Below are 22026 nucleotides of genomic sequence, written 5' to 3' on the forward strand. Positions count from 1 at the left end.
CATCAACACAATAGGAATAAAAATAGGACTTTATTGCTCGTGTAAGGGGAATTATTGGCTACCTCCCGGCTCAGTTCCTGCGTATAGCAAGAAATCAATATTTGACGACAATTATCTAATATTCAAAATGTTCTTTTTTAAATTGCCGCTAATTGTACCGCTTCTGGCGGAGTAAGGACAAAGTCGGAAAGCCTGGCGGTATGATAAATCGCATATACCATTGTTTTCAGCATCGATACCATTAATATAGCTCCCGTGCCTTCACCAAGCGCCATATTAGCTCTGATTGGCACATCATCAACCAGAATATTGCCCAGCAGCAGCGCATAAGCCATCCCCGGCTCTTTTGACAGGTGCGACGGAATTGCATAGTTTTCCGTACGGTTATCAATTCTGGCGGCACAGGCATAAGCTACTGCCGTAATAAAACCATCGATAACAAAAGGAATCTGCTGTTGGGCGCATTCTACCATGCCGGCACAAATTGCGACAATATCAAATCCGCCAACCGACCGCAAAACATCCTCAATAGAGCGAAATTGCGGCTTATGGCGTTCAACCCCCTTAGCTACAACAAACCGTTTCCGCTTTAACACCTCGTTCGTACCACCTGCGCCCGAGCCGACGACAAATTCAGGCAGAATGCCCGTAAGTCCATGCAGGACTGCTGAGGACGTAGTCGTATTGCCAATTCCCATTTCACCAAACGAGACTAGATTTACGCCTTGCCTGGCAGCACCAGCGACTGCTTCGCAGCCAGCATTCCAGGCTGTTGTGAATTCCTCTGCCGTCATCGCCGCTTCTTTCATAAAATTCTTTGTTCCGAGGGCGGCTTTGCGGTTTAGACCTGCTGATTCCCGGTGATTAATTCCTACATCAATTACGCTGTACGGAATGTTATTGGCCTGGCAGAAACAGCTTATCGTAGCTTTCCCATCAACCATATTTTTTGCCTGTAAATAAGTGATTTCAGCCGGATAACTTACTACCCCTTCTTCTACAACGCCATTATCTGCTGCAAAAATAAAATGATGAGGTTTCATCTCGGGATGCATAGTCCCCCAGGCCAGCAGAATTTTACGAATATGTTTTTCTAATAGCCCCAAGCTTTCCGCCGGTTTTGCCGCCCCATTGATCAACTCTTCCACTCTTGCCTGATAATCCATGCTTTTCTCCCCCTATTTTCAATTTTCAGTAAAAAAGCCTAACCCCAAAAGGGCTAGGCTTTTAAAACAAATCCTATCCTTCTGGCATTCCTTCTTTCGCGGAAGGGTAATGACAGCTAAACAGGCAGGTCTCCTGGCTTACAGATCATCAGAAGCCTCAGCCTTCCCGGATTACCGGTGGCATTTGGCAGGCCTTCCTTCCTGATTACAGTGGCGCGACCGCGTCGTTTACGGACGATACGTCCTTCGAACTTCCCTATTCTCCTCTTTTTGCTAAAGAGGCACCTGTTTAGTGGCATATGCAGTTGTAAGTACCGTACCATTTCGCTCTGCGCAACCATTCTCCTATCGCATTTTTGCGCTTAGCAAGATGTTAAAGCATTTGGTAAAAAAAATGCTATTCCTGGTACTTTGCAGCCCGGCGACAGGCTTACCCGGACTAGACAGCCGCCAGATTTGTTAAGCTGTAGGATTTAATTGCCAATCTGCTGCTAAGTGCGGCACACCAGCTTGTACCATTCAACATACAATGATATCCTGTGGACAACACTATTTTTCGAAAGGATTGCAGGATGAGTAAAATACATGAGTATTTCATGACCCCCATCAGCATTTTAGGTTCGGGCTGTCTTGGGCAGATTATAACCTACATTAAGCCGCTGGCCTGCCGGAAAGCCCTTGTTGTCAGTGATAAGGCCTTAGTAGACATCGGACTGATTAACGGTCTCCTTGAACTGCTGTCTAACGCGGGGATTTTCTATGTCATTTATGATAATGTCTCCCCGAATCCTACCGTTAAGCAGGTCAATTACGGTTTAAAGCTCTTTAGCGATAACGGCTGCGATTTTTTGTTGTCTTTTGGCGGCGGTTCACCGCATGACTGCGCCAAGGCCATTGCCCTCCTTGCGACCAACGGCGGCGAGATCAGTAATTACGAAGGCTTAAATAAATCCAAAAAGCCTGCAGCCCCGCTGATTGCTATCAATACGACCTCCGGCACAGGCAGCGAGCTAACCCGTTTCTGCGTAATCACCGATGAAGAACGCCATATTAAAATGACGATTAACGACTGGCATGTTACCCCCTGCATCGCCGTAAACGATGCCGAACTGATGACCGCAATGCCCCCCGGCCTTACTGCCGCCACCGGCATGGACGCCTTAACCCATGCTATTGAGGCTTACGTATCGACAAATGCAACCCCGGTAACGGACTGCAAAGCGCTGAAAGCAGTTGAACTGATTAGCCGGAACCTGCTGCCCGCTTATAAGGACGGCAATAATCTATCAGCCAGGGAAATGATGACCTTTGCCGAATATCTGGCCGGTATTGCCTTTAATAATGCCAGTCTGGGCTATGTACATGCCCTTGCCCATCAGCTGGGTGGTTTTTATAACTTGCCCCATGGCTTATGTAATGCCATTTTATTGCCGGCAGTAATGGAATATAATCTGCCATGCGCCTTAGAAAAATATGTGGAAATCGCCGCTGCTATGGGTATTGCCGTTCCGGGAATGACGGCTGAGGAGAGTGCCACGGCGGCGATAGCAGCAGTCCGCCAGTTGAACCACAGTCTGGGTTTGCCGCAAAAACTCAGTGAAGTACGCGGATTTAAAGCAGCAGATATCCCGCTGCTGGCTGCGAATGCGCTGCGCGATATCTGCTGCCTGACCAATCCGCGCCAGGGAACGCAGGCGGAAGTCGAGGAGATTTATCGTTCGCTGTTATAAAAAAAAGTAGAAAGGGTGGCTTACACGAGGTAAGCCACCCTTTCTACTTTTTGTCACACAAAAGGGAACAGTCCCCTTTTTTATTTAAAGCTTGCGATTGGCTTAGCCCCTTCGATCTCCAGCCAGCTCCAAAGCAGCATTTTCTTCATCCGAATTACCATCGACGGATAGTCTGCTTTAGGCTGGATATTAGGAGCATAGAATACAGTAATGTCATCAATGCTAACCTGGTTGTATTGGTCAGGCTCAGTGGGCGGCCCCAATGTTATCACCGGCAGATAACTGCCGGTGATATGCCGGGCAGAGCAGGCACAGCCGCCCATTGCAGGCTCAAGCTTTAAACTGACAACAACAGAGCCTGACCGGGCATTGATATACTTTGCCGCAGCCTGTTCAATGATAAACATTACCCTATATCATTCCTTTGTCTTTAGCCTCGGCCAGCAAACTCTCGCGAAAATCGGGATGGGCAATACCGATTAAGGCTAAAGTACGCTCTCTGAGACTCTTGCCGCGTAAATTAGCAATGCCATATTCCGTAACAATGTAATGAACATCATTGCGCGAAGTGGAAACAGCAGCCCCCCGGTCAAGCTCACAGGCAATCCGTGATACCCTGCCGCCGGCAGCGGTAGACGGCAGGGCAATAATTGACTTGCCATTTTTGGCGCGGCTGACGCCGCGGACAAAATCGACCTGGCCGCCAATGCCGCTAAACTGCCTGGAGCCAATCATTTCCGCATTTACTTGTCCCATCAAGTCCACTTGCAGAGCCGAATTAATCGATACCATATTGTCATGCTGGCCAATAACACAGGGATCATTAATATAATCGACAGGCTGAAGTTCGACCAGCGGATTGCCGTCAATGAAATCATATAATTTCCTGGTTCCCATAAGAAAAGCAGCCATAAATTTGCCTGGATTGATTGTCTTCTGCTTGTTGGTGATAACGCCTGCTTCTGCAAGCCCAACTACGCCATCAGAAAACATTTCCGAGTGAATACCGATGTCTTTTTTGCCAGTAAGAAACAGCAAAACCGCATCAGGAATAGCACCTATTCCCAGCTGCAAGGTTGAACCGTCGGCAATCAGGCTGGCCACATGCTCACCAATTTGCTTCTCTATCGCTCCAATTGCCGGAGGTTTAAGCTCCAGTAACGGCTCCTCTTTTTCCACAAGGAAATCGATTGCATCCAGATGGATTTTTACTCCTCCCGTACGGGGCATTTTAGCATTAACTTGTGCAATAACGGTTGCTGCACATTCTGCCGCCGCTACTGTATAGTCCGCCGAAAGACCGTAGCTGCAAAAGCCTTCTTCATCAGGCGGTGTAATCTGAATGAGAGCGACATCAACAGGCAGCAGCTTTTCCCGGAACAAACGGGGAATTTCAGAGAAGAAGCACGGTGTATAGTCCGCTCTCTTCTCCTCTACCGCCTTGCGTGTAGATGCTCCTACAAACAAAGCATTGTGACGAAAACTTGCTTCCATTCCCGGCTGGGCATATTTAGCCGGCCCCATTGCCACCATATGAACGATTTCTACCGCTCTAAGCTCAGGCGCTCTTGCTACCAGTGCCTCGACCAGTGCCGAAGGCTCTCCACAGGCATGCCCCGTCACAACCCGGTCACCGGATTTTACAACTTGAATTGCTTGTTCGGCAGAAACGAGTTTATTTTGATACGCCATTCTCCAATCGTTCAAGATAATCCCTCACCCTGTGCATAATCTTACTTACCAGTTCGGTTTCCGCTGCCGCAATGGAATCGACAGCAGCACCAGCCACTATGATATGAGCAGCTTGCGCCTTACTATAACGCCAGGCACAATTAGCACTGCAGCCGCTGATATAGATAATAAAATCTGCATCCGGCCTGTTGAATACAACGGTACAGCCCTGTGTTACCATCAGTTCACTCACTTTTTTCGCCAAGCTGCCACGGTCAATTCGCGGATTGCAGCCGCCGCAGAAAGTAATGCTTATATTTTTAATGCCCATTTTTGTCTTTTCGCAGCAGCCGCAGTGCCTGTGAAATGAGCTCATCACTTGCCTGGTACACGGCATTCACTCCGGTAATCTCAGGGCAAGCCTGGCGCAGTTCAGTCTCCACAACCCCGGCCAGCGTTTGCTGGGCACCGGGACATGTTGCACATGCCCCGGCTAATCGTACTGTTACAAGCCCTGCACTACTTACTTCCACCAGTTCAATATCCCCTTGATGAGCCTGCAATGCCGGCCGAATCCGCTCTGTGATAATTTTCATAATACGTTGCTCGTACATACCGTTTATTGGGCCGGAATACCGGCGATTGCTTTAGCCAGTTCCTTTTTCTGTTCAATATTGCCTTGGCGGGCAATCATAATCCGCTGGGCCTGAGGTGATCCGGCACCATGCATGGATTCAGTCCGGTAACCGACAGCAGCAGTTCCGAGTGTAATATTTTCAATTAGCCGCAGGATGCGCATACGATACTCAGTTGGGACAGAAGCGACGCCACGGAAATATTTTTCCACTACTTTGCCAATCTCCGGATGGCGCAAATCTTTTTCTGACGGCATGGTTACCATCAGACCACCGGCGATGTCCTCGGCAAGACGGGCAATTTCATAAGGAAAACGGGTTACATTCTGCTTACAGACATTCGCCAGCAATAAATCAATCAAATACGTGCCTGAAGCGGTTTTGTGCCCTTCTGCCGAGCAGGCAATCCCGCAGGCATACAGCGTTTCATTCAGATGCACCATCTCAATTAATTTATCTTTCAGGTGGGAGGCCTTAGCAGCACCATTATAATCAGCCGCCAGCGCAGCAGCGCCAATGAGTACATCGCCCACTCCAACCTTGCAGCCACCATAGCTTTGACGGTGATAACCAGCAAACCGTTCTACCAGTAAGCCGCTGAACTCATATTCACCGCACATCAGAACGTTTTCCCAGGGGATAAACACATTATCAAAGACCATCAGTGCTTCGTGTCCGCCAAACTGCTTGTTGCCTACGTCAATGTCGCCTTCTTCCAGCTTGCGGGTATCGCAGGATTGGCGGCCATAGATATAAAATATCCCTTCCGCATCAGCGGGAGCCACGAAGGATACGGCATAATCCGCATCTTCCCTGCCCATGGCGATAGTAGGCATTACCAATATCCAATGGGAATTAATCGCACCTGTCTGATGGGCTTTGGCACCACTGACAACGATCCCATCCTGCCGTCTTTCTACAACATGAACAAACAGATCGGCATCTTCCTGCTTGCTGGGAGGCAGACCCCGGTCGCCCTTCGGATCGGTCATGGCACCATCTACCGTTAAGTCCTCTTCCTGCATCATTGTTAAAAACTTGATAAACCGTTTATGGTAAGTAGTGCCAAGCTTGTTATCCATTTCAAAGGTCACACTGTCAACGGCATTGATGGCATCCATGCCCACACAGCGCTGAAAACAGGCAGCCGTCTTTTGTCCCAAAAGGCGCTGCATCTTTACTTTTTTCACTAAATCCTCACTGCTCTGGTGCAGGTGGCAGAAGCGGTTCACTTTTTCACCGCTGAGGTGGGAGGTGGCGGTCATTAAATCTTCGTACTGAGGATCTTGAGCCAGTTCATAGGTCATTTTCACTGAATTCATCGAGGGTTTGATAATGGGATGATCAACGGGATTATCGACAAGTTCGCCTTGCAGATAAACCTTTAGCTTAAGCTTCCGTAAGCTATCCTCATATTGTTGTGCAGTTTTTAAAGCCATTTGCAATTCCTCCTTTTATTCGGATCCTATTCTACTGTTAAACACAGGGTCCTTTACCTTATCATAAGTGGACCAGTTGCGGAAGGTATCCTTACCGTAAATCAGCAGGCATAAAATGATGCCAACTCCAAAAGCGGCACCGGCTTCACGAGTAATGAGTACTGCCGCCACAATCCCGGCAACGCCTAGGTCATTAAAAGTCCTGGCTTTTAATACACCCACCCGTACGGCAACGTACCCCTGCACCAGCATGGTAAGCGATAAAGCAATCGGTAAAATCGGTTTTACCAAGGTTACAATAGGTGAAAAGAAGTAACCGGTAAAAGTACCCAGCCGGAAGGAAGCAACTCCTCCGAACAAGCTATCCATCGCCTCACGGCCATGCTTATACCGTTCACACTCTACTACCTGCATAGCAGCCCACATCGGTCCGCACATCGAAGCATCAGGCCCCAGCACAGACATGCCCATATTGCGCAAGCCAACAATGATATTGTTCCGGTTGGCATCGAAATGAATATCTTCATCGCCATTGCGGAATTCCCGTGCTTCATCGATTAATGCCTCTGCCTGAATTAATTCGCCGAACAACACGACATATACGGCTGCGACCAGCGGTGCAGCTTGCAGATACATACTGAGAGGCGGCCAGCCTACCCGGTCGGACAAAGGTGTCCATTCAGTAAACAGCGTATAAAACTGAGGAACGGTAAATCCCCACTGAATATCCGGCCAGGGTAATTCTTTGACCAAGGGCGCTACAATAATCGCTAGAACTAAAGCAGGCATAAGTCCAAGATCGGAAAGATGTTTTAAAAATTTGTTTTTATTGCGCAGCGTTTTAAAATGATTGGAAAAGAGAATATAAAAGGCAAAACCGATTGAGATGGTAATTGTCCAGGGATAAAGATCAAAACGGCCTCCTTGCTGAAATACCAGCCGCACTGCCGCAATCCCCGCTCCCAGTAAAATACCGGACTTTAGCGCATCCGGCACCAGATCGACAAACCGCTTGGCAAGTCCCGTCATACCAAGAAGCAGAGAAAACAGACCAAGCTCAAATTCAAAGGCAATAAGGGCATGTATCCTGGGAACGCCCTCAGGAAAAGTCTTAAGCCACAGCAATAAAAGCGGAATTGCCGGAGTAATCCAGCCAGGCACAACAGGATCACCCAAATGAGAATGCCACAAGTAAAAGAAACCATTTAATATAACGATAGTAATTGCAATTTCAAAAGGCATACCTAAATATTCCTGAAGGATAGGAATAATGCCGAGGCAGACGGCACACATGAGCAAACCCTGGATATAGTCGGGCAGTTCAAAACGGTAATGAATGAAGGGCAGTCGAAATTGAAAAGGTCCTAACGGAATGTGGGGTTGTTTTTGACCAAATTCGCGTTTGTAAATAGGTCCGAGGAATTTCATTTATTTCACCCTTTCCTTTTTTGATAATTCCGTCTTTTCTTCACAAATTATAATCGCCTTGATAACCACCTCCCATCAGTGCTGTTGCCTGATACTATTGCAACTTGTATGCCAACAAAAAACAGCCTTGAGTTTCCTGCTCAAAGCTGTTTATTCCAGTTACCTGCATATGCATTTCTACGACTTGCCCGGCTACAATGATCCGCAAGCTCTTTACATTAGTAAATAATCGCAATTTTACAACAGTCGCATTATTGATACATCTATCCTTTCAGTAACCCATAGTGTTTTGCCTTGCGGTACACGGTAGCCCGGTCAACATCTAAAGCTTCGGCAACCTTCTGCCATGACTGACAATCTTTATATGTTTCCGACAATAAAAAGGCCTCTACCTGTTCAACTGCAGTTTTTAACTTTGTACCACGCTTTGGTAAAAAGCTTTTGGTTTTTAAACTTTCCGGTAAACAATCGAAATTTAATTCCTCCACTGTTGCCGTTACCATCATTCTTTCTATGATGTTTTCCAGTTCTCGGACATTGCCCGGCCAGGAGTAGTCCGCCAATTTATCAATTACTTCCGGCCTTATTGTTTTACTATAGCCAAAACGCTTATTAAACTTCTCCAAAAAGTGAATAATTAAGAGCGGAATATCTTCTTTGCGGTCCCGCAGTGGCGGTAAATGAATCGGAACAACTACGAGCCGGTAATATAAGTCCGTACGAAAGCTGCCTTCCTTAGCCATATCTGCCAAGTTACGATGAGTCGCGGCAATAATGCGCACATTTACTTTTATTGATTTCGTACCGCCTACACGCATGAACTCTTTATCCTGAATTGCCCGCAGCAATTTGGCCTGCAGAATGAGCGGCATATCGCCCACTTCATCAAGAAATAAGGTTCCATTATGAGCCAGTTCAAACAATCCGGGCTTGCCTTCCTTTTTAGCTCCTGTAAACGCGCCCGTCTCATAACCGAAGAGTTCCGATTCCAATAAATGCTCCGGCAAAGCGGCACAATTAATTTTGATAAATGGTTTGGTAATCCCTTTGCCTCTTTTATGAATTAGTTTTGCAATAAGCTCTTTGCCGGTACCTGACTCACCGGTAACTAACACTGTTGAGTCTACTTCAGCAATTTTAGTTGCTGTAGCAATCGCCTGGGTCATGGAGTTGCTGCGAAAAATAATCTCCTGTGCTTTCAGCTGCATGGATCTGAGGTGAGATAATTCAGTCTCGTATTTTAAGGTCTGCTCTTTTGTCTTTGACAGCTGCTCCTGTAGCTGCGACAATTCCGTAATATCCCGTACGTTGGTAACCACCCGGAATAAATTACCTTCAGCATCAAAGACAGGGTTACCGGTAACCAATATTTTACGATCATTTTTGACTGTTTGATTGATCGTGATGCTTTCTCCCTTTTCCATTACCAGCAAAGTTACCGACTGGTTATAATATTGCGCTTCTACTAACTGTCGCATATCCTTACCAAGAATTTCAGCAGCTTTTATACCGGCAATCCGTTCATAAGCCTTATTGACCCTGAGAACATTTCCCTCAGCATCGGTAATGAACATCCCATCATAGGAGGAATTAATAATTGCCTCCAGTTCATACATAAGGCCTTTTACGTAATTAAGTTCCGACGAAGTATTCTCCAACAAAGAAATATCCTGAAATACACTGACCGCTCCCACTACCTCATTACCCGATATAATAGGCGAGTAGTTAGCCATTACTACCGTCTTGCCCAGCCTGATTTTCTGTCCAAGCAAAGGCTTCTTGGACTCAAGTATAACAGGCATCAGTGTATTGGATATCACCTCAGATACCTGGCGCCCGATTATACTGCTATTTTGCACTTCCAAAATTTCCTCTACAGCTCTATTGGCAATAATAATTCTTCCCTCACAGTCTACAGCCAATATGCCATTTTGAGCTGAGTTGATTACAGCGGAAAACTGATCTTTAAATTCATTGAGATTTTTTCTAAGCATTCTAATCAGCCTGGCAGCAGTTACAATTCCCACAACCTGCCTATTATCATCTACAACCACGGCTTGATGGACGGCTTCGGGCAAAGCGTCAATATCCTCTGTCTTCAAGACAACAGGAGTTTTACTGTCAATATGTGTTTGCAACGACAGACTGCCTGGCGCGTTGCAATCCTGAATTGCTAACAAAACATCTCTTTTAATCGTTCCTGCATATTCCTGCCGTTCATCTACTACAGGAAAAAAATCAATGTACTTTGGTGCCTTTATTTCTGTTCGCCCAGTGACAACATCGGCTGCCGATATAGGATGTATTCGAATCATAATATCAGAGATTTTCATACTTTCCTCCCATGCCACATGGCTCTCGATAGAGTCTGACCTGAGTGATTACTTCTGCATACAATGCTTTCTTCCTCTCTTGCGCAAAAAAGGATACATCCTGTATTGCTGCGTAAATACTATTAGAGATAATCACGCAAAGGGGGTAGAACGTGCGTTTTGAAGTATTTGCAAACATAAATAATACTTATACGTTGAAAGATCATTTATTTTTGCGATCTGCTACGTACCTTGATTACAATCAGGCGCAGCAGCTGGCTGACGAGTTAAACCAACAACACCAGGAAGAAATTGCCGCCCTGGAACGCCAATTTTTATAAGCGAAGGAAGCACTTTTATTAAGTGCTTCCTTTGCTTATAAGTCCATTGCCTGTCCTGGCCGATACATTGAAGGAATTTATATAAAAATGTAGAAAAATGACTACAATCCAAATTTTGCTATTGAGGCTTACAGCCACCTCAGAAAAACAGATAAAGACTGGAGGTAAGATCCATGGTTACTACCAAAAAGACATACCAGGCGGAAGAAATTCTCGATATGTTTGCTGCGGTGGCCCCTTATCTTAATGATGTCAGTTTTGGCGATGTTGGCATCTCAGTTGTCAAAGACGGAAAATACCTTGCTTATGCTCCTGCCGAGACACTTAACCTTGGTAACAAACCCGGTGATCCGGTAAAGGGAAAAATTAGTAAGAAATGCCTGGAAACAGGACAAGCGGTTGTAGAAATCGTAACTCGCGAAAAATCGGCCTACGGTATTCCCTACGCGGCACTTGCGATCCCCTTTAAAAAAGGCAATACAGTGGTCGGTTGTGTAACAACAACGCAAACCGTTGATAAGCAGGAAAAAATTATTTCCGTAGCCAGCAGCCTGGCTTCTGCAGCCGAGGAACTCACCGCCGGTATGGAAGAGCTTACGGCGAGATCTGTTACCATTTCTGCAGCAAGCAATGACCTTGATGCTTTAAGTAAGGACTTAGCCGCCACCGGAAAAAAAACAGACGAAATTGTCTCCTTCATTAAAACAGTTGCCAGCCAGACCAATTTGCTTGGTTTAAATGCCGCTATAGAAGCGGCACGAGTTGGTGAAATGGGACGAGGCTTCGGCGTAGTGGCGGAAGAGGTTCGTAAACTGGCAACAGCAAGCGCCGAGTCAGTCCAGCAGATCACCAAGGCTTTAACGAGCATTCAGGAATCTGTTGCCTTGCTGGCGCAAAAAAGCGGCACGATTGACAGCACCATCCATACGCAGACATCCGCTATGCATGAAATGAGTGATGCCGCCCAAAGCCTTACCTCCATGGCAACCACCCTGAACGAAATAGCAGAATCATTATTTCATCATACTCATAAATAACAGAATGACTATTTGGCAATCAGGGTGCTCATATAGTCTAAAAATGCTTGTGAAGCCTTAGAGAGATAGCGGTCCTTTTTCCAGGCAAGGCCAATTTCGATACACAATGGCTCAACAAGCGGCACGCACTGTATTTGAGGATCCTTTCGGGCAACAACGTCGAACAGGAACGAAATCCCTACACCTCTTGCCACTAAACCGCGTATCGTATCAATTTGACTGGAAGCCAAAATAATATTCGGCTCAAAATTATGTCTTTTGCACTGCTGCAGGATGACTTGCCGGTGATACGTATCTTCTTTGAGTAAAATGAACGGTTCCTGCCTGAGCTGGGCAAAATCAACTTTTTCCACTCCCGCAAGCGGATGAAAGGGCGACAGGCACACAAGAATTTCTCCGCTGGTAATCAGTTCAGACTGCAGAAGCGGAGACATGTGGCAGGTAATAACAATTCCTAAGTCAAGTTCATCCCTTTCCAGCATGCCTCGGATGGCCAGCGAGCCTTCCTCAATGACAGACAGGTCAAGCGACGGGTATACCTGCTTAAAGCCGGCAAAAATGTGCGGAAACAAATACGAGCCAATCATCGGTGGTACGCCAAGCTTAATCGTGCCTTTTCTTAATTCGCGGTATTCGTGCATTTCCAGTATGGCATCCTGTGTTCTGCTGAGTATATCTTCTACCCGCGCCAAGAAAACCTGGCCTTCCGTGGTTAAAGTGAACTGCTTTTGACTACGGCTGAACAGCTGCACACCCAATTCTTCCTCCAGCTTTTGCATAGCGACTGAAATGGCTGGCTGAGCTACATGAAGCCGCTCTGCTGCCCGCGTCAAATTGTTTAATCGACATACCATTTGAAAATACTCCATTTGGCGAAGATCCATTCAAATAGCTCCCCCGTCATATTTTGAAATTATTATAACATAAAAAGCTGCTATTTCCGTTTTTTAAAAATTCGGGGTAGACTATAAATAAGTAATTTTTTAAAAAAGATAGGGGATGATTACTGTGCAAACCTCACTCACAGCATTACTTGGTATCAAATATCCCATTATTCAAGGCGGTATGGCCTGGATCTCGGAAGCTGCCCTGACAGCAGCAGTATCCAATGCCGGCGGCGCAGGCATTATCTCAACAGGCGGCCGCTCGGCCGACTGGGTCCGCGATGAAATCCGCAAAACGAAAACGCTGACTACCAAACCTTTTGGTGTGAATGTTATGCTAATGGCTCCGAATAAGGAAGAAGTAGCCGATGTGATTTGCGAAGAAAAAGTGGCGTTTGTAACCTTAGGTGCCGGCAATCCTGTACCGATGTTTGAGAAATTCCACAAAGCAGGTATTAAAGTAATTCCCGTTGTACCTTCCGTAAAACTTGCCCAACGGGTCGAAGCAGCTGGTGCCGATGCTCTGGTCATCGAAGGTATGGAGGCAGGCGGACACATTGGTACATTGACCACCATGGCACTGCTGACCAACGTAATTCCGGAAATTAAAATACCTGTGGTCGCAGCTGGCGGAATTGTTGACGGACGCGGCATAGCAGCCGCGCTGCTGATGGGTGCGGCAGGCGTACAAATGGGCTCCCGCTTCCTGCTGGCAGAAGAATGCACCGTTCATGCCAACGCGAAAAAACAGATTATTGCTGCCCAAGATACCGATTCTGTGGTGACCGGCTATTCCCGCGGCCACGGCGTACGCGGCTTAAGAAGCAAGTTTACCGAAAAATTCCTGGAGCTTGAACGCAGCGGCGCTCCCGACGAAGTGTTAAACACGCTGGCCACCGGAACCAATAAGCTGGCAGCCGTCGACGGTGATGTTGAGAACGGTCTTGTCCAGGTAGGCCAAAGTCTCAGCAGACTGACTAGCATTAAATCGGCTCAAGCTATTATTGACGAGGTAACCGTTGAAGCAACCCGCCTGCTCGCCAATGCTCCCGGTCTGGTAAAAACCTGGTAAAAACACAGGACTAAAGGAGCCGGGTAATATGGATGTTTATCAAAGGTCCTTGGCACTCCACAAGCAAATGAAAGGTAAATTGACCATTGCTAGTAAAATATCTGTGACCAGTCAGCAAGACTTAAGCCTGGTCTACAGTCCGGGAGTGGCCGAACCATGCCGCCGAATTGCCGCTAACGCTGAAGAAGTGTATGACTATACTTCCAAGGGTAATCTGGTTGCCATTGTTTCCGATGGGTCGGCCGTCCTGGGACTGGGTAATATTGGCCCCAAAGCAGCCCTACCAGTCATGGAAGGCAAAGCCTTATTATTTAAGAATTTAGCAAATGTTGATGCGATTCCAGTGTGCCTCGATACACAGGATACGGAAGAAATTATTAAGACTGTAAAATACCTTGCCCCCACGTTCGGAGCAATTAATCTTGAGGATATAAGCGCCCCCCGCTGCTTCGAAATTGAATCGCGCTTAAAACAGGAGCTGGATATCCCCGTATTTCACGACGATCAACATGGCACCGCGGTTTGTGTTCTGGCTGGCTTGATCAACGCCCATAAGCTTGTTAATAAAGACCTCACGGAAAGCAGAATTGTCATTAATGGTGCCGGTGCTGCGGGAATAGCCATCGCCAAGCTGCTGCTTGCTTATGGCGCCACCACCCTTATCCTGGTAGACCAAAAAGGAATTTTAAGTCTGCATCATCCCGAAACGCTGTTAAACGAAGGCCATAAAGAAATTGCAGCATTGACAAACATGCTGTCAGAGACCGGCAGCCTTGCTGATGCGCTTCAAGCTGCTGATGTGTTTATCGGGGTTTCCAGGCCTGGCCTTGTCACCAAAGAGATGATAGCAGCCATGAATTCACAGGCAATTGTTTTTGCCATGGCCAACCCTGAGCCGGAGATTACTCCTTCTGAAGCGAAAGCCGGTGGCGCAGCGGTTATAGGCACAGGTCGCTCGGATTACCCAAATATGATCAATAACCTGGCTGCTTTTCCCGGGATCCTGAAGGGTGCCCTCTCAGTGAGAGCCAGTGACATTAACCAAAGCATGTGTTTAGCTGCCGCTATTACGATCGCCAACAGTATCAGCGCTGGTGAGCTAACTGCGGATCGTGTCTTTCCTGAACCACTCAACCCCAAAATTGCCTGTCTTGTTGCGAAAGCAGTTGCACAAGCAGCCCGACAAACCGGTATAAACCGGATTTAATATGCTGGAAGGAGAAAATCATGAAATTTGAAGGCATTGAACCTACCCGTGATCCCAAAACCTTTATCGCCGACGGCGCAAAGGTAATCGGCAAAGTAACGATGAAAGAGTTTAGCAGCATTTGGTTTAACTCCGTTGTCAGAGGTGATGTTAACCGCATTGAAATCGGTCGTTATTCCAATGTTCAGGATAACAGCGTAGTGCATGTTGCCGACGACTGCCCTACTATTATCGGCGATTTCGTTACCGTTGGCCATAACTGCATTATTCACGGAGCAACCATCGAAGACAATTGCCTCATTGGTATGGGAGCAATCGTACTGAATAAAGCGGTTATCGGCACCGGCAGTATTGTCGCCGCAGGAGCGGTAGTAAAAGAAGGCCAGATTGTACCGCCCCATTCGCTGGTAGTAGGCATACCAGCCAAAGTTATCAGACAAGTACCTGAAGATTGGGACAGTATCCACGCCCAGGCTGTCAAGTACAAAACGCTCTGGACAGAACGTTATGGAATTATGCCTGATGCAGGCGGCGAACGGTACCATGGCGAAAAAATAATCTAACTTAGCTTCATAAAAAAACTACACTTTTTTATATTGGATGGAAAACCATTCAACATAAAAAGTGTAGTTTTTTTTATTTATTCTTTTTACGAATACAGTATATAGTAAACAAGAATTTTACTTTCCCCTACCGCAGATATACGATAAGCATGACTATTTGGAATATTTCACTTACTAGCAATAGTCAACCAATTTAAAATGAAAGAAGGTTAAAAGCATGCTACCAGTATTGACTGAGGGTACTTTCCTGTCTGCATTTATTGCCTTAATTCCTATTTTATGGCTTCTTGCTAGCTTAGGTATTTATAAAATGCCAGCTTACAAGGCATGTACGATTGGCTTAATTTTAGGCATACTAATTGCAATTTTTGTTTGGCGCATGCCTTATAACTTAGTACTGCTCGCCGCATTGGAAGGCATTGTACTCGCACTAATGCCAATACTATGGGTAATTCTGGCAGCCATTTTCCTTTATAATATCTCTTTAAAAACTGGAGCTATGGATAAAATCAAACACTTAATGTCGAATCTGTCCGGTGATCGCCGGGTGCAGGTACTGATTATCGCCTGGGGATTTGGCGGGTTTTTAGAAGCTACTGCAGGCTTTGGCACTGCAGTGGCTATTCCTGCCTCAATTCTAATTGCGTTAGGCTTTGATGCATTTTTTGCAGCTATTTTATGCCTGATAGCCAATACAATTGCAGTCGCCTTCGGAGGTGTAGGACTCCCCGTAACTACTCTTGCTAAAGTTACAGATCTCTCGGTAATGCAGTTAACTTTTGACGTAGCATTACAACTTTCGCCGTTTGTGCTGCTTGTCCCATTTTTACTGGTGTTTACAATTACCAAAAGTATTAGAGCGTTCTATGGTGTTTGGACAGCAACCATAACTGCTGCCTTGAGCTTTGCAATAACACAGTTAGCAGTTGCTCGCTTTATCGGACCTGAGCTTACTGCTATTTTAGGATCAATTGCCGCGATTGTCAGTACCGTAGTTGCGGTAAAACTATCTCCGCCTGCCGAAGAATGGCGTTTTCCGGATGAAGCCGCGCAACAAGATGTTATTAGTAGCACTGCACAGGTTGGAACGTTTAAAGAAATTCTAATCGCTTGGATACCTTACATATTGCTGCTTGCCCTTGTATTAGTTACTAGTAATTTAATTCCCTCAATTAATATCCCGCTCAGTAAGCTTAGAAGCGATCTACTGATTTATCCAGGGCCTGGCAGCAAAGCATTTTACATCGAATGGTTTCTGACCCCAGGCACGCTTATTATGATATCCGCTATTATCGGCGGCCTCTGCCAAGGTGCCTCCGTCCGCACCCTGGTTACTATTTTGGGCAGTACTCTTGTACAACTGCAAAAAACTTTTATTACGGTCCTGGCAATCGTTAGCATGGCCAAAGTACTTGGGTATAGCGGTATGATCGGAGCTGTGGCAGTAGCATTGGCTAGTGCTACAGGTAAGACATATCCGGTTTTTGCGCCTTTGATCGGGGCTCTTGGTACGTTTATTACTGGCAGTGATACAAGCAGCAACGTATTATTTGGCGCTTTGCAAAAACAAACTGCAATCAAGATTGGCTCTAACCTTACGTGGATTACCGCAGCAAACACAAGCGGTGCCTGCGCTGGCAAATTAATTTCTCCGCAAAGTATCGCTATTGCAACCTCGGCAACGGGCTTGATAGGCAGAGAGGGTGATATTTTAAATATTACTTTTAAATATCTACTTCTTTTTATCGTTGGTTTAGGTTTGATTAGCTACTGGTTTGCTTATTAAGCAAGAACCTGCAGCTGACTGGAGATACCCATAAAAAAACAGTAAGAAAATAACCCCGTATGCTGTAAAACACTGCGACATACGGGGTTATTTTAAACGAACATAGTAAGAGCAGAGGCATAAAATATGACTTGTTCTTCTTATTATACCGACAGTTCTTAAGACTCCGCTTCTTAAACTTGCTTTAATAGTGATAACCCCCCAGGCCATTTGGCCTTGGGGGTTATCACTACTGCTGTCTTTTGAAAAACGTATTGGTTCTCACTGCAAGAAATGCTTTAACAAAATTAAGCAGTTCGCGGGCCGCATGCGAGAGATACCGTTCCTTCTTCCACACCAATGCTAATTCTAAATATATTTGAGGATCATTAAATGACCGTGAAACAACTGTATTGCCATCAAGATTTTTACATACAGCATCAGGCAGCAGTGCAATGCCTAAATTAGCTTCTGCCAATTGTACCATTAGCTGAAATTGCGCCGTTTCAAAAATAATTTTTGGATAATATCCTGCTTCCTTACAACGATCAAGGACCATATCATGCAGTCTAAAATCCGGATGGTACAACACGAACTCCTCATTTTTCAGCATCGTAAAATCAAGCGAATCATACTGCGCTAATGGATGCTCAGGACTCATAATCACCTTGAGAGAATCCCGTGAAAAACTAAGACTATCAAATTTATTGGTATCTTCAGGAGGAAAAATGATGCCAAAGTCCAACAGTCCATCGCAGAGAGCAGGTTCAATTTTTTTGGCACCATATTCAAAGAATTGAATAGTTATATTGGGATATTCTTTTTTGAACAACCCCAGCAGTTTAGAGAATGGAGTAATGCCTGTTATTGGCGGTAAGCCTATATGGACCTTCCCTGTTTGCAATTTAGTCAGCCCATCTAACCGGGCAGTAATATTGTTAACAGATGATACTATTTTTTGGGCTTGCTCAAGTATTATCTTTCCTGCATCAGTCAAATCAACAAATTTCGTATTGCGATAAAATAAAGTTACTCCGAGCTGAATCTCTAAATCTTTAATGGCTTTACTAACAGAAGGCTGAGAAATATGCAATATTTCAGCAGATTTACTAAAGCTTTTTTGCCGTGCAACTTCAATAAAATACTCCAGATGCATTGTATCCATAGCTTTCTCCGTTCCACTCTTTTTATCTAACAGCTAACGACTGCTTTAATGACCAATGCCTTATTATTTCAAATGCAAAAAAAGTAATTACCGTGACTGTTTCCATGCAGTCATACGAAAATCCTTTGACAGCACAAATCACATTAGTCTCGAACTCTCAAATCGAAAAAACATAGCCCCGGAAAGTGGTTATACCATTTTCCGGGGCTATGTTTTTTTCGGGAGGCAAGTGGCAGATTATAACCAGTTTACCTCCAGCGGATTTCGCTCTACCAGCCGGTGATACTTGTATTGGCTATACCCGGCCATAAGAGCACCTGCCACTTTCTTATCTGCTGGAATTTCAAGCACTTTAAGTAAAGGAGCATAACCAGTAAAGGCACAGGCCTGAAAATAACCGGCCCAACAAGTACCTATGCCAATGGTAGGAGCAAATAATTCCGCATAGGCGAAGGAAAAGTGCGCATTTTCCTGCCCTCTCAAAAACTTTTCATCACAAAGAGCAACAATGAGATGAGGTGCTCCGCGCAAAATCATATCTTCTCCTGTTGCCCGGTACTGGCGAACTACATTGCGGTAGTAAGCAGCCGAAGGAACACCACTGCTTAATTCCTGCTCCATCCACTGAATTGTCAATTCCGTTATTTGCTGCAGCTTTTCTTTATCACTAATGACCAGATACGATAAGCCCTGCCCATTTCCACCTGTTGGTGCATAGCGGGCTATATCTAAAATCTGCAATAGCTTTTCCTGCGGGACTGTTTCTTGCTTATACCGGCGAATAGAACGGCGGGAACGCAGAAAATCACGTGCGGCCTGCACATCCCATTTCGATGGATTAATGGGCTCCTGCTGTGCCAGCGGGGCACGCTCATTATCCAGTGCACGATGCGGACAGACTGCTACGCAATGCCCACAGGATATACAGAAACGAAATTCATTCTCCTGCGGTCCCTCTTCCGTCATTTTGATAAAGCTGGCTGGGCACACCTTGGCGCAGATACTACAGCGGGTACATTTTTCCTGGTCTACATGTAAAATTTTCATTACAACCACCTAGCTACAAAGTTTAGTATATCTTGTTCATTATACTGTAATAAGTTAAAGTTTTGTTTATTTCTCGCTCAAAAGCGTCACAGCCCGTGACGCCCAAGTAGAATCATTAAAAATAGCCCGGGCCACACCAATGAGATCTGCTTTGCCTTCTTCCAGCAATTTCTCGGCAGCCAGTGGTTCTGTAATACCGCCCGTAAGCAAGACCGGTACGGTTACAACCTTTTTAATTGCCTCTGTCAGCGGAGCGAAATAGCCTTGACTGTTATTGCCGGGAATGCTGAACCCGTTGAAGCCGCCCGATATATCAATAAGGCTGACTCCGGCTTTTTCAAAGGCCTGTGCGGCAATTTGACTTTCTTCAAGCGTCGTTCCGCCTGCAGTATAATCAGAAGCTCCCAGCCGCAGTAGTACCGGGAAGTCTTCGCCAACCGCTTTGCGAACTGCTGCAATGACTTCCAGGTGAAGGCGAATGCGGTTATTAATGCTGCCGCCATAGCCATCCTGACGCTGATTGGTTAGTGGAGACAAAAATTGATTGAGTAAATAACCATGGGCAGAATGAATTTCCACACCGTCAAAACCGGCTGCTTTAACGCGGCCGGCTGCCGCCGCAAAAGCGTTAACAATGCCGTTCAGTTCATGCTGAGCAAGTTCCCGCGGCATTGTCCCTTTACGGGGATTTGCAATGGCCGAAGGCCCTACAGGGATAGATCCGGTGATTTTCTCATCCGCACCGCTGCCGGCATGATTGATCTGCATAACGGTCTTCGAGCCATTACGATGAATAAGCGCCGCCAGCTCCTTCAATTTCTCCACAACACTGTCATCGGCTATGGAAAGCTGATTATGGCTGGCTTTACCTGCCTGCTCGATAAAACTGTGCTCGATAATAATCAGACCAATATGCCCGCCTGCCGACTTTTCATGATAATAATTCAGGATATCCTGGCTCACTTTACCGTCTGCTTCGGCTTTCGAAGTTGCCATTGGCGGCATGACTAAGCGATTATGCAATTGTAACGTCCCGGCTTGTAATGGTTCCAGCAAATAAGACATACGCGATACCTCCTCAGTGGTTGGCTTGTTTTAACAGCTTAGCCATATTTTTCCCCAGAGTCTGAAATGTTTGTATTCCTTCCTCATCTTTCTGAACATCGCCTTCCTCGAGCGCCAGCGTAATATTCCAGTAGCTGGACCCGGCAATTGTCATTTCTGCAATGCCAAAGAAAAAGTTAATGGCCGAATAAGTAAAGGTTGCTCCAGCCCTGCGCACTGCAACCACAGCAGCACCAACTTTGCCGCGCAGCATATCGCCGCCGTTTGCTTTGGCAACAAAGCCGCAGCGGTCAATCAACGCTTTTACCTCAGTACTCACATTACTGAAATATGTAGGTGAGCCGATTAAGATACCATCTGCCTCCTGCATCTTTTGAATAAATCCATTAATTTCATCATCTTGCCGTATACAGCGGTTATTTTGCATTTCCCAGCACTTTCCACAGGCGAGACAGCCAAAAACCTTCCGACCTCCCAATTGGACAAGCTCTGTCTCAATACCCTCTTTTCGTAGTTCAGCCAGTACAAATTCCAGACTTTGAGCTGTATTGCCATTCTTTCTGGGACTGCCATTAAAAGCAACTACTTTCATTACGAACACATCCCTTATTTTATTACAGGCTTGCTCTTGCCTATTCCCGGCAAACCAATTCCCTGCTATAATAGTAGCTAATACTATATTTAATAGCAAGTACGCACTTATAAGTACCATAGTATCCATTTGTATACTATATATATTTTCCTTATTAGCGGATAGGAGTGAAAAAAATGATCACTTACAAGAATACCCACTATCAATGTTCCATGGAATTAACATTAGACTTAATTGGCGGTAAATGGAAATCGCTGATTCTCTGGCATCTGGGTGATACCACCTTACGGTTCAGCGAACTAAGAAAAACGATACCGCAGATAACACCAAAAATGTTGACTCAGCAGCTCAGAGAGCTGGAGGAAAGCGGACTGGTCAGCCGGTATATCTATCCCCAGATCCCACCTAAGGTTGAGTATTCCCTCACACCGGCCGGCAAAAGTCTTATTCCCATTCTGGCAACCATGTGCGAATGGGGAATGTCTTACGCTAATTCTGTTGCCCCTAGCGGCGCTTCCCCTATATGTCCCGCAGCAGAAGCAACCATTCCAAAATAAATTCTGCCAAAAATCAATCGTCTTTTGATAAACAACACCCGGGCTTACAACTGATGCAAACTCAGGTGTTCTTTTTTTTGCCTATTTATATATATTTTACCCAACTCCACTTATGACACAAGCAATGTGAACAAGGCTTGCTGTTACCAGTAAATAAAGCCATTTCATCCAAAGGATGAAATGGCCTATTCAAAAGAGCCCGCAACGATCTTCGCTACAGCCCATACCGATCATTACATACCTATACGCAGACTTTCGCCTACCCACAAGCATTACACAACCGGCACACACCTTTGCTTGACCGCTATAGATAGCTACTGAACCGCCTGCAATCTCCCGACTGCAAACGA

The 22026-nt window shown here is 45.8% G+C and carries 21 protein-coding genes and 1 riboswitch; of the genes, 8 read left to right on the forward strand and 13 right to left on the reverse strand.

Going from position 1 to position 22026, the window contains the following annotated elements; translation table 11 throughout:
• Window positions 1–137: 137 nt before the first annotated feature.
• Entirely contained in the window at window positions 138–1166 is a 1029-nt protein-coding gene (locus tag EV210_RS03785; RefSeq protein WP_132075798.1) for a nicotinate-nucleotide--dimethylbenzimidazole phosphoribosyltransferase, read from the reverse strand.
• 106 nt (window positions 1167–1272) lie between these two features.
• A riboswitch (cobalamin riboswitch) is annotated at window positions 1273–1470 on the reverse strand.
• A gap of 268 nt (window positions 1471–1738) precedes the next feature.
• Here EV210_RS03785 and EV210_RS03790 point away from each other — a divergent pair.
• The gene (locus EV210_RS03790; RefSeq protein ID WP_132075801.1) at window positions 1739–2896 is read left to right on the forward strand and encodes an iron-containing alcohol dehydrogenase; all 1158 of its coding nucleotides are present in this window, start codon (window positions 1739–1741) and stop codon (window positions 2894–2896) included.
• 80 nt (window positions 2897–2976) lie between these two features.
• On the opposite strand, the gene EV210_RS03795 is transcribed toward EV210_RS03790, so the two are convergent.
• From EV210_RS03795 to EV210_RS03825, 7 genes are all read right to left on the reverse strand, one after another.
• Window positions 2977–3303, reverse strand: a complete 327-nt coding sequence (locus EV210_RS03795) for a CC/Se motif family (seleno)protein (protein ID WP_132075804.1) — start codon at window positions 3301–3303, stop codon at window positions 2977–2979.
• Between the two features lie 4 nt (window positions 3304–3307).
• Window positions 3308–4603, reverse strand: coding sequence for an acetyl-CoA hydrolase/transferase family protein (locus tag EV210_RS03800; protein WP_132075807.1), 1296 nt, complete (start codon window positions 4601–4603; stop codon window positions 3308–3310).
• The gene (locus EV210_RS03805; protein WP_132075810.1) at window positions 4572–4898 is read right to left on the reverse strand and encodes a hypothetical protein; all 327 of its coding nucleotides are present in this window, start codon (window positions 4896–4898) and stop codon (window positions 4572–4574) included. Before EV210_RS03805 ends, EV210_RS03800 begins: the two co-directional genes overlap by 32 nt.
• Complete coding sequence (locus tag EV210_RS03810) at window positions 4888–5163, reverse strand: NifU family protein (protein ID WP_243650425.1); 276 nt, start codon at window positions 5161–5163, stop codon at window positions 4888–4890. The genes EV210_RS03805 and EV210_RS03810 overlap by 11 nt, the downstream gene beginning before the upstream one ends.
• A 23-nt stretch (window positions 5164–5186) precedes the next feature.
• On the reverse strand, window positions 5187–6641 hold the full coding sequence (locus EV210_RS03815) for a 4-hydroxyphenylacetate 3-hydroxylase family protein (protein ID WP_132075815.1): 1455 nt from the start codon (window positions 6639–6641) through the stop codon (window positions 5187–5189).
• Window positions 6642–6656: 15 nt separating this feature from the next.
• A complete protein-coding gene (locus EV210_RS03820; RefSeq protein WP_132075818.1) occupies window positions 6657–8069 on the reverse strand; it encodes a hypothetical protein in 1413 nt (470 codons plus the stop codon).
• 263 nt (window positions 8070–8332) lie between these two features.
• On the reverse strand, window positions 8333–10402 hold the full coding sequence (locus EV210_RS03825) for a sigma 54-interacting transcriptional regulator (protein WP_207900642.1): 2070 nt from the start codon (window positions 10400–10402) through the stop codon (window positions 8333–8335).
• Between the two features lie 152 nt (window positions 10403–10554).
• On the opposite strand from EV210_RS03825, the gene EV210_RS22470 reads away from it, so the two are divergent.
• Together EV210_RS22470 and EV210_RS23245 are read left to right on the forward strand one after the other, a co-directional pair.
• Complete coding sequence (locus EV210_RS22470; RefSeq protein WP_165898776.1) at window positions 10555–10722, forward strand: hypothetical protein; 168 nt, start codon at window positions 10555–10557, stop codon at window positions 10720–10722.
• A gap of 173 nt (window positions 10723–10895) precedes the next feature.
• Window positions 10896–11759, forward strand: a complete 864-nt coding sequence (locus tag EV210_RS23245) for a methyl-accepting chemotaxis protein (RefSeq protein WP_132075821.1) — start codon at window positions 10896–10898, stop codon at window positions 11757–11759.
• A gap of 8 nt (window positions 11760–11767) precedes the next feature.
• Here EV210_RS23245 and EV210_RS03835 read toward each other — a convergent pair whose 3' ends face one another.
• Window positions 11768–12643 carry a LysR family transcriptional regulator gene (locus EV210_RS03835; RefSeq protein ID WP_132075824.1) on the reverse strand — a complete coding sequence of 292 codons (876 nt, stop codon included), beginning with the start codon at window positions 12641–12643 and terminating at the stop codon, window positions 11768–11770.
• 124 nt (window positions 12644–12767) lie between these two features.
• Here EV210_RS03835 and EV210_RS03840 point away from each other — a divergent pair, with 124 nt between their 5' ends.
• The 4 genes from EV210_RS03840 (at window position 12768) to EV210_RS03855 (ending at window position 17271) form a co-directional block, all read left to right on the forward strand.
• Window positions 12768–13715 (forward strand): nitronate monooxygenase, encoded by a 948-nt coding sequence (locus tag EV210_RS03840; RefSeq protein ID WP_132075826.1) that lies wholly within the window; start codon window positions 12768–12770, stop codon window positions 13713–13715.
• Window positions 13716–13743: 28 nt separating this feature from the next.
• Entirely contained in the window at window positions 13744–14922 is a 1179-nt protein-coding gene (locus tag EV210_RS03845; RefSeq protein ID WP_132075829.1) for an NAD(P)-dependent malic enzyme, read from the forward strand.
• A 20-nt stretch (window positions 14923–14942) separates the two neighbouring features.
• The gene (locus EV210_RS03850; RefSeq protein WP_132075832.1) at window positions 14943–15485 is read left to right on the forward strand and encodes a gamma carbonic anhydrase family protein; all 543 of its coding nucleotides are present in this window, start codon (window positions 14943–14945) and stop codon (window positions 15483–15485) included.
• A 217-nt stretch (window positions 15486–15702) separates the two neighbouring features.
• Window positions 15703–17271 carry an L-lactate permease gene (locus EV210_RS03855; protein WP_132075835.1) on the forward strand — a complete coding sequence of 523 codons (1569 nt, stop codon included), beginning with the start codon at window positions 15703–15705 and terminating at the stop codon, window positions 17269–17271.
• A gap of 229 nt (window positions 17272–17500) precedes the next feature.
• Here EV210_RS03855 and EV210_RS03860 read toward each other — a convergent pair whose 3' ends face one another.
• From EV210_RS03860 to EV210_RS03875, 4 genes are all read right to left on the reverse strand, one after another.
• A complete protein-coding gene (locus EV210_RS03860; protein ID WP_243650426.1) occupies window positions 17501–18406 on the reverse strand; it encodes a LysR family transcriptional regulator in 906 nt (301 codons plus the stop codon).
• A gap of 246 nt (window positions 18407–18652) precedes the next feature.
• A complete protein-coding gene (locus EV210_RS03865; RefSeq protein WP_132075841.1) occupies window positions 18653–19462 on the reverse strand; it encodes a nitroreductase family protein in 810 nt (269 codons plus the stop codon).
• A 66-nt stretch (window positions 19463–19528) separates the two neighbouring features.
• The gene (locus tag EV210_RS03870) at window positions 19529–20527 is read right to left on the reverse strand and encodes an NADH:flavin oxidoreductase (protein ID WP_132075844.1); all 999 of its coding nucleotides are present in this window, start codon (window positions 20525–20527) and stop codon (window positions 19529–19531) included.
• 13 nt (window positions 20528–20540) lie between these two features.
• Window positions 20541–21119 carry a flavodoxin family protein gene (locus EV210_RS03875; RefSeq protein WP_132075847.1) on the reverse strand — a complete coding sequence of 193 codons (579 nt, stop codon included), beginning with the start codon at window positions 21117–21119 and terminating at the stop codon, window positions 20541–20543.
• A 176-nt stretch (window positions 21120–21295) separates the two neighbouring features.
• Here EV210_RS03875 and EV210_RS03880 point away from each other — a divergent pair, with 176 nt between their 5' ends.
• The gene (locus EV210_RS03880; protein WP_132075850.1) at window positions 21296–21676 is read left to right on the forward strand and encodes a winged helix-turn-helix transcriptional regulator; all 381 of its coding nucleotides are present in this window, start codon (window positions 21296–21298) and stop codon (window positions 21674–21676) included.
• Window positions 21677–22026: the final 350 nt, after the last annotated feature.

This window comes from Anaerospora hongkongensis (genome assembly GCF_004339805.1).
GTDB classification, from domain to species: domain Bacteria; phylum Bacillota; class Negativicutes; order Sporomusales; family DSM-15969; genus Anaerospora; species Anaerospora hongkongensis.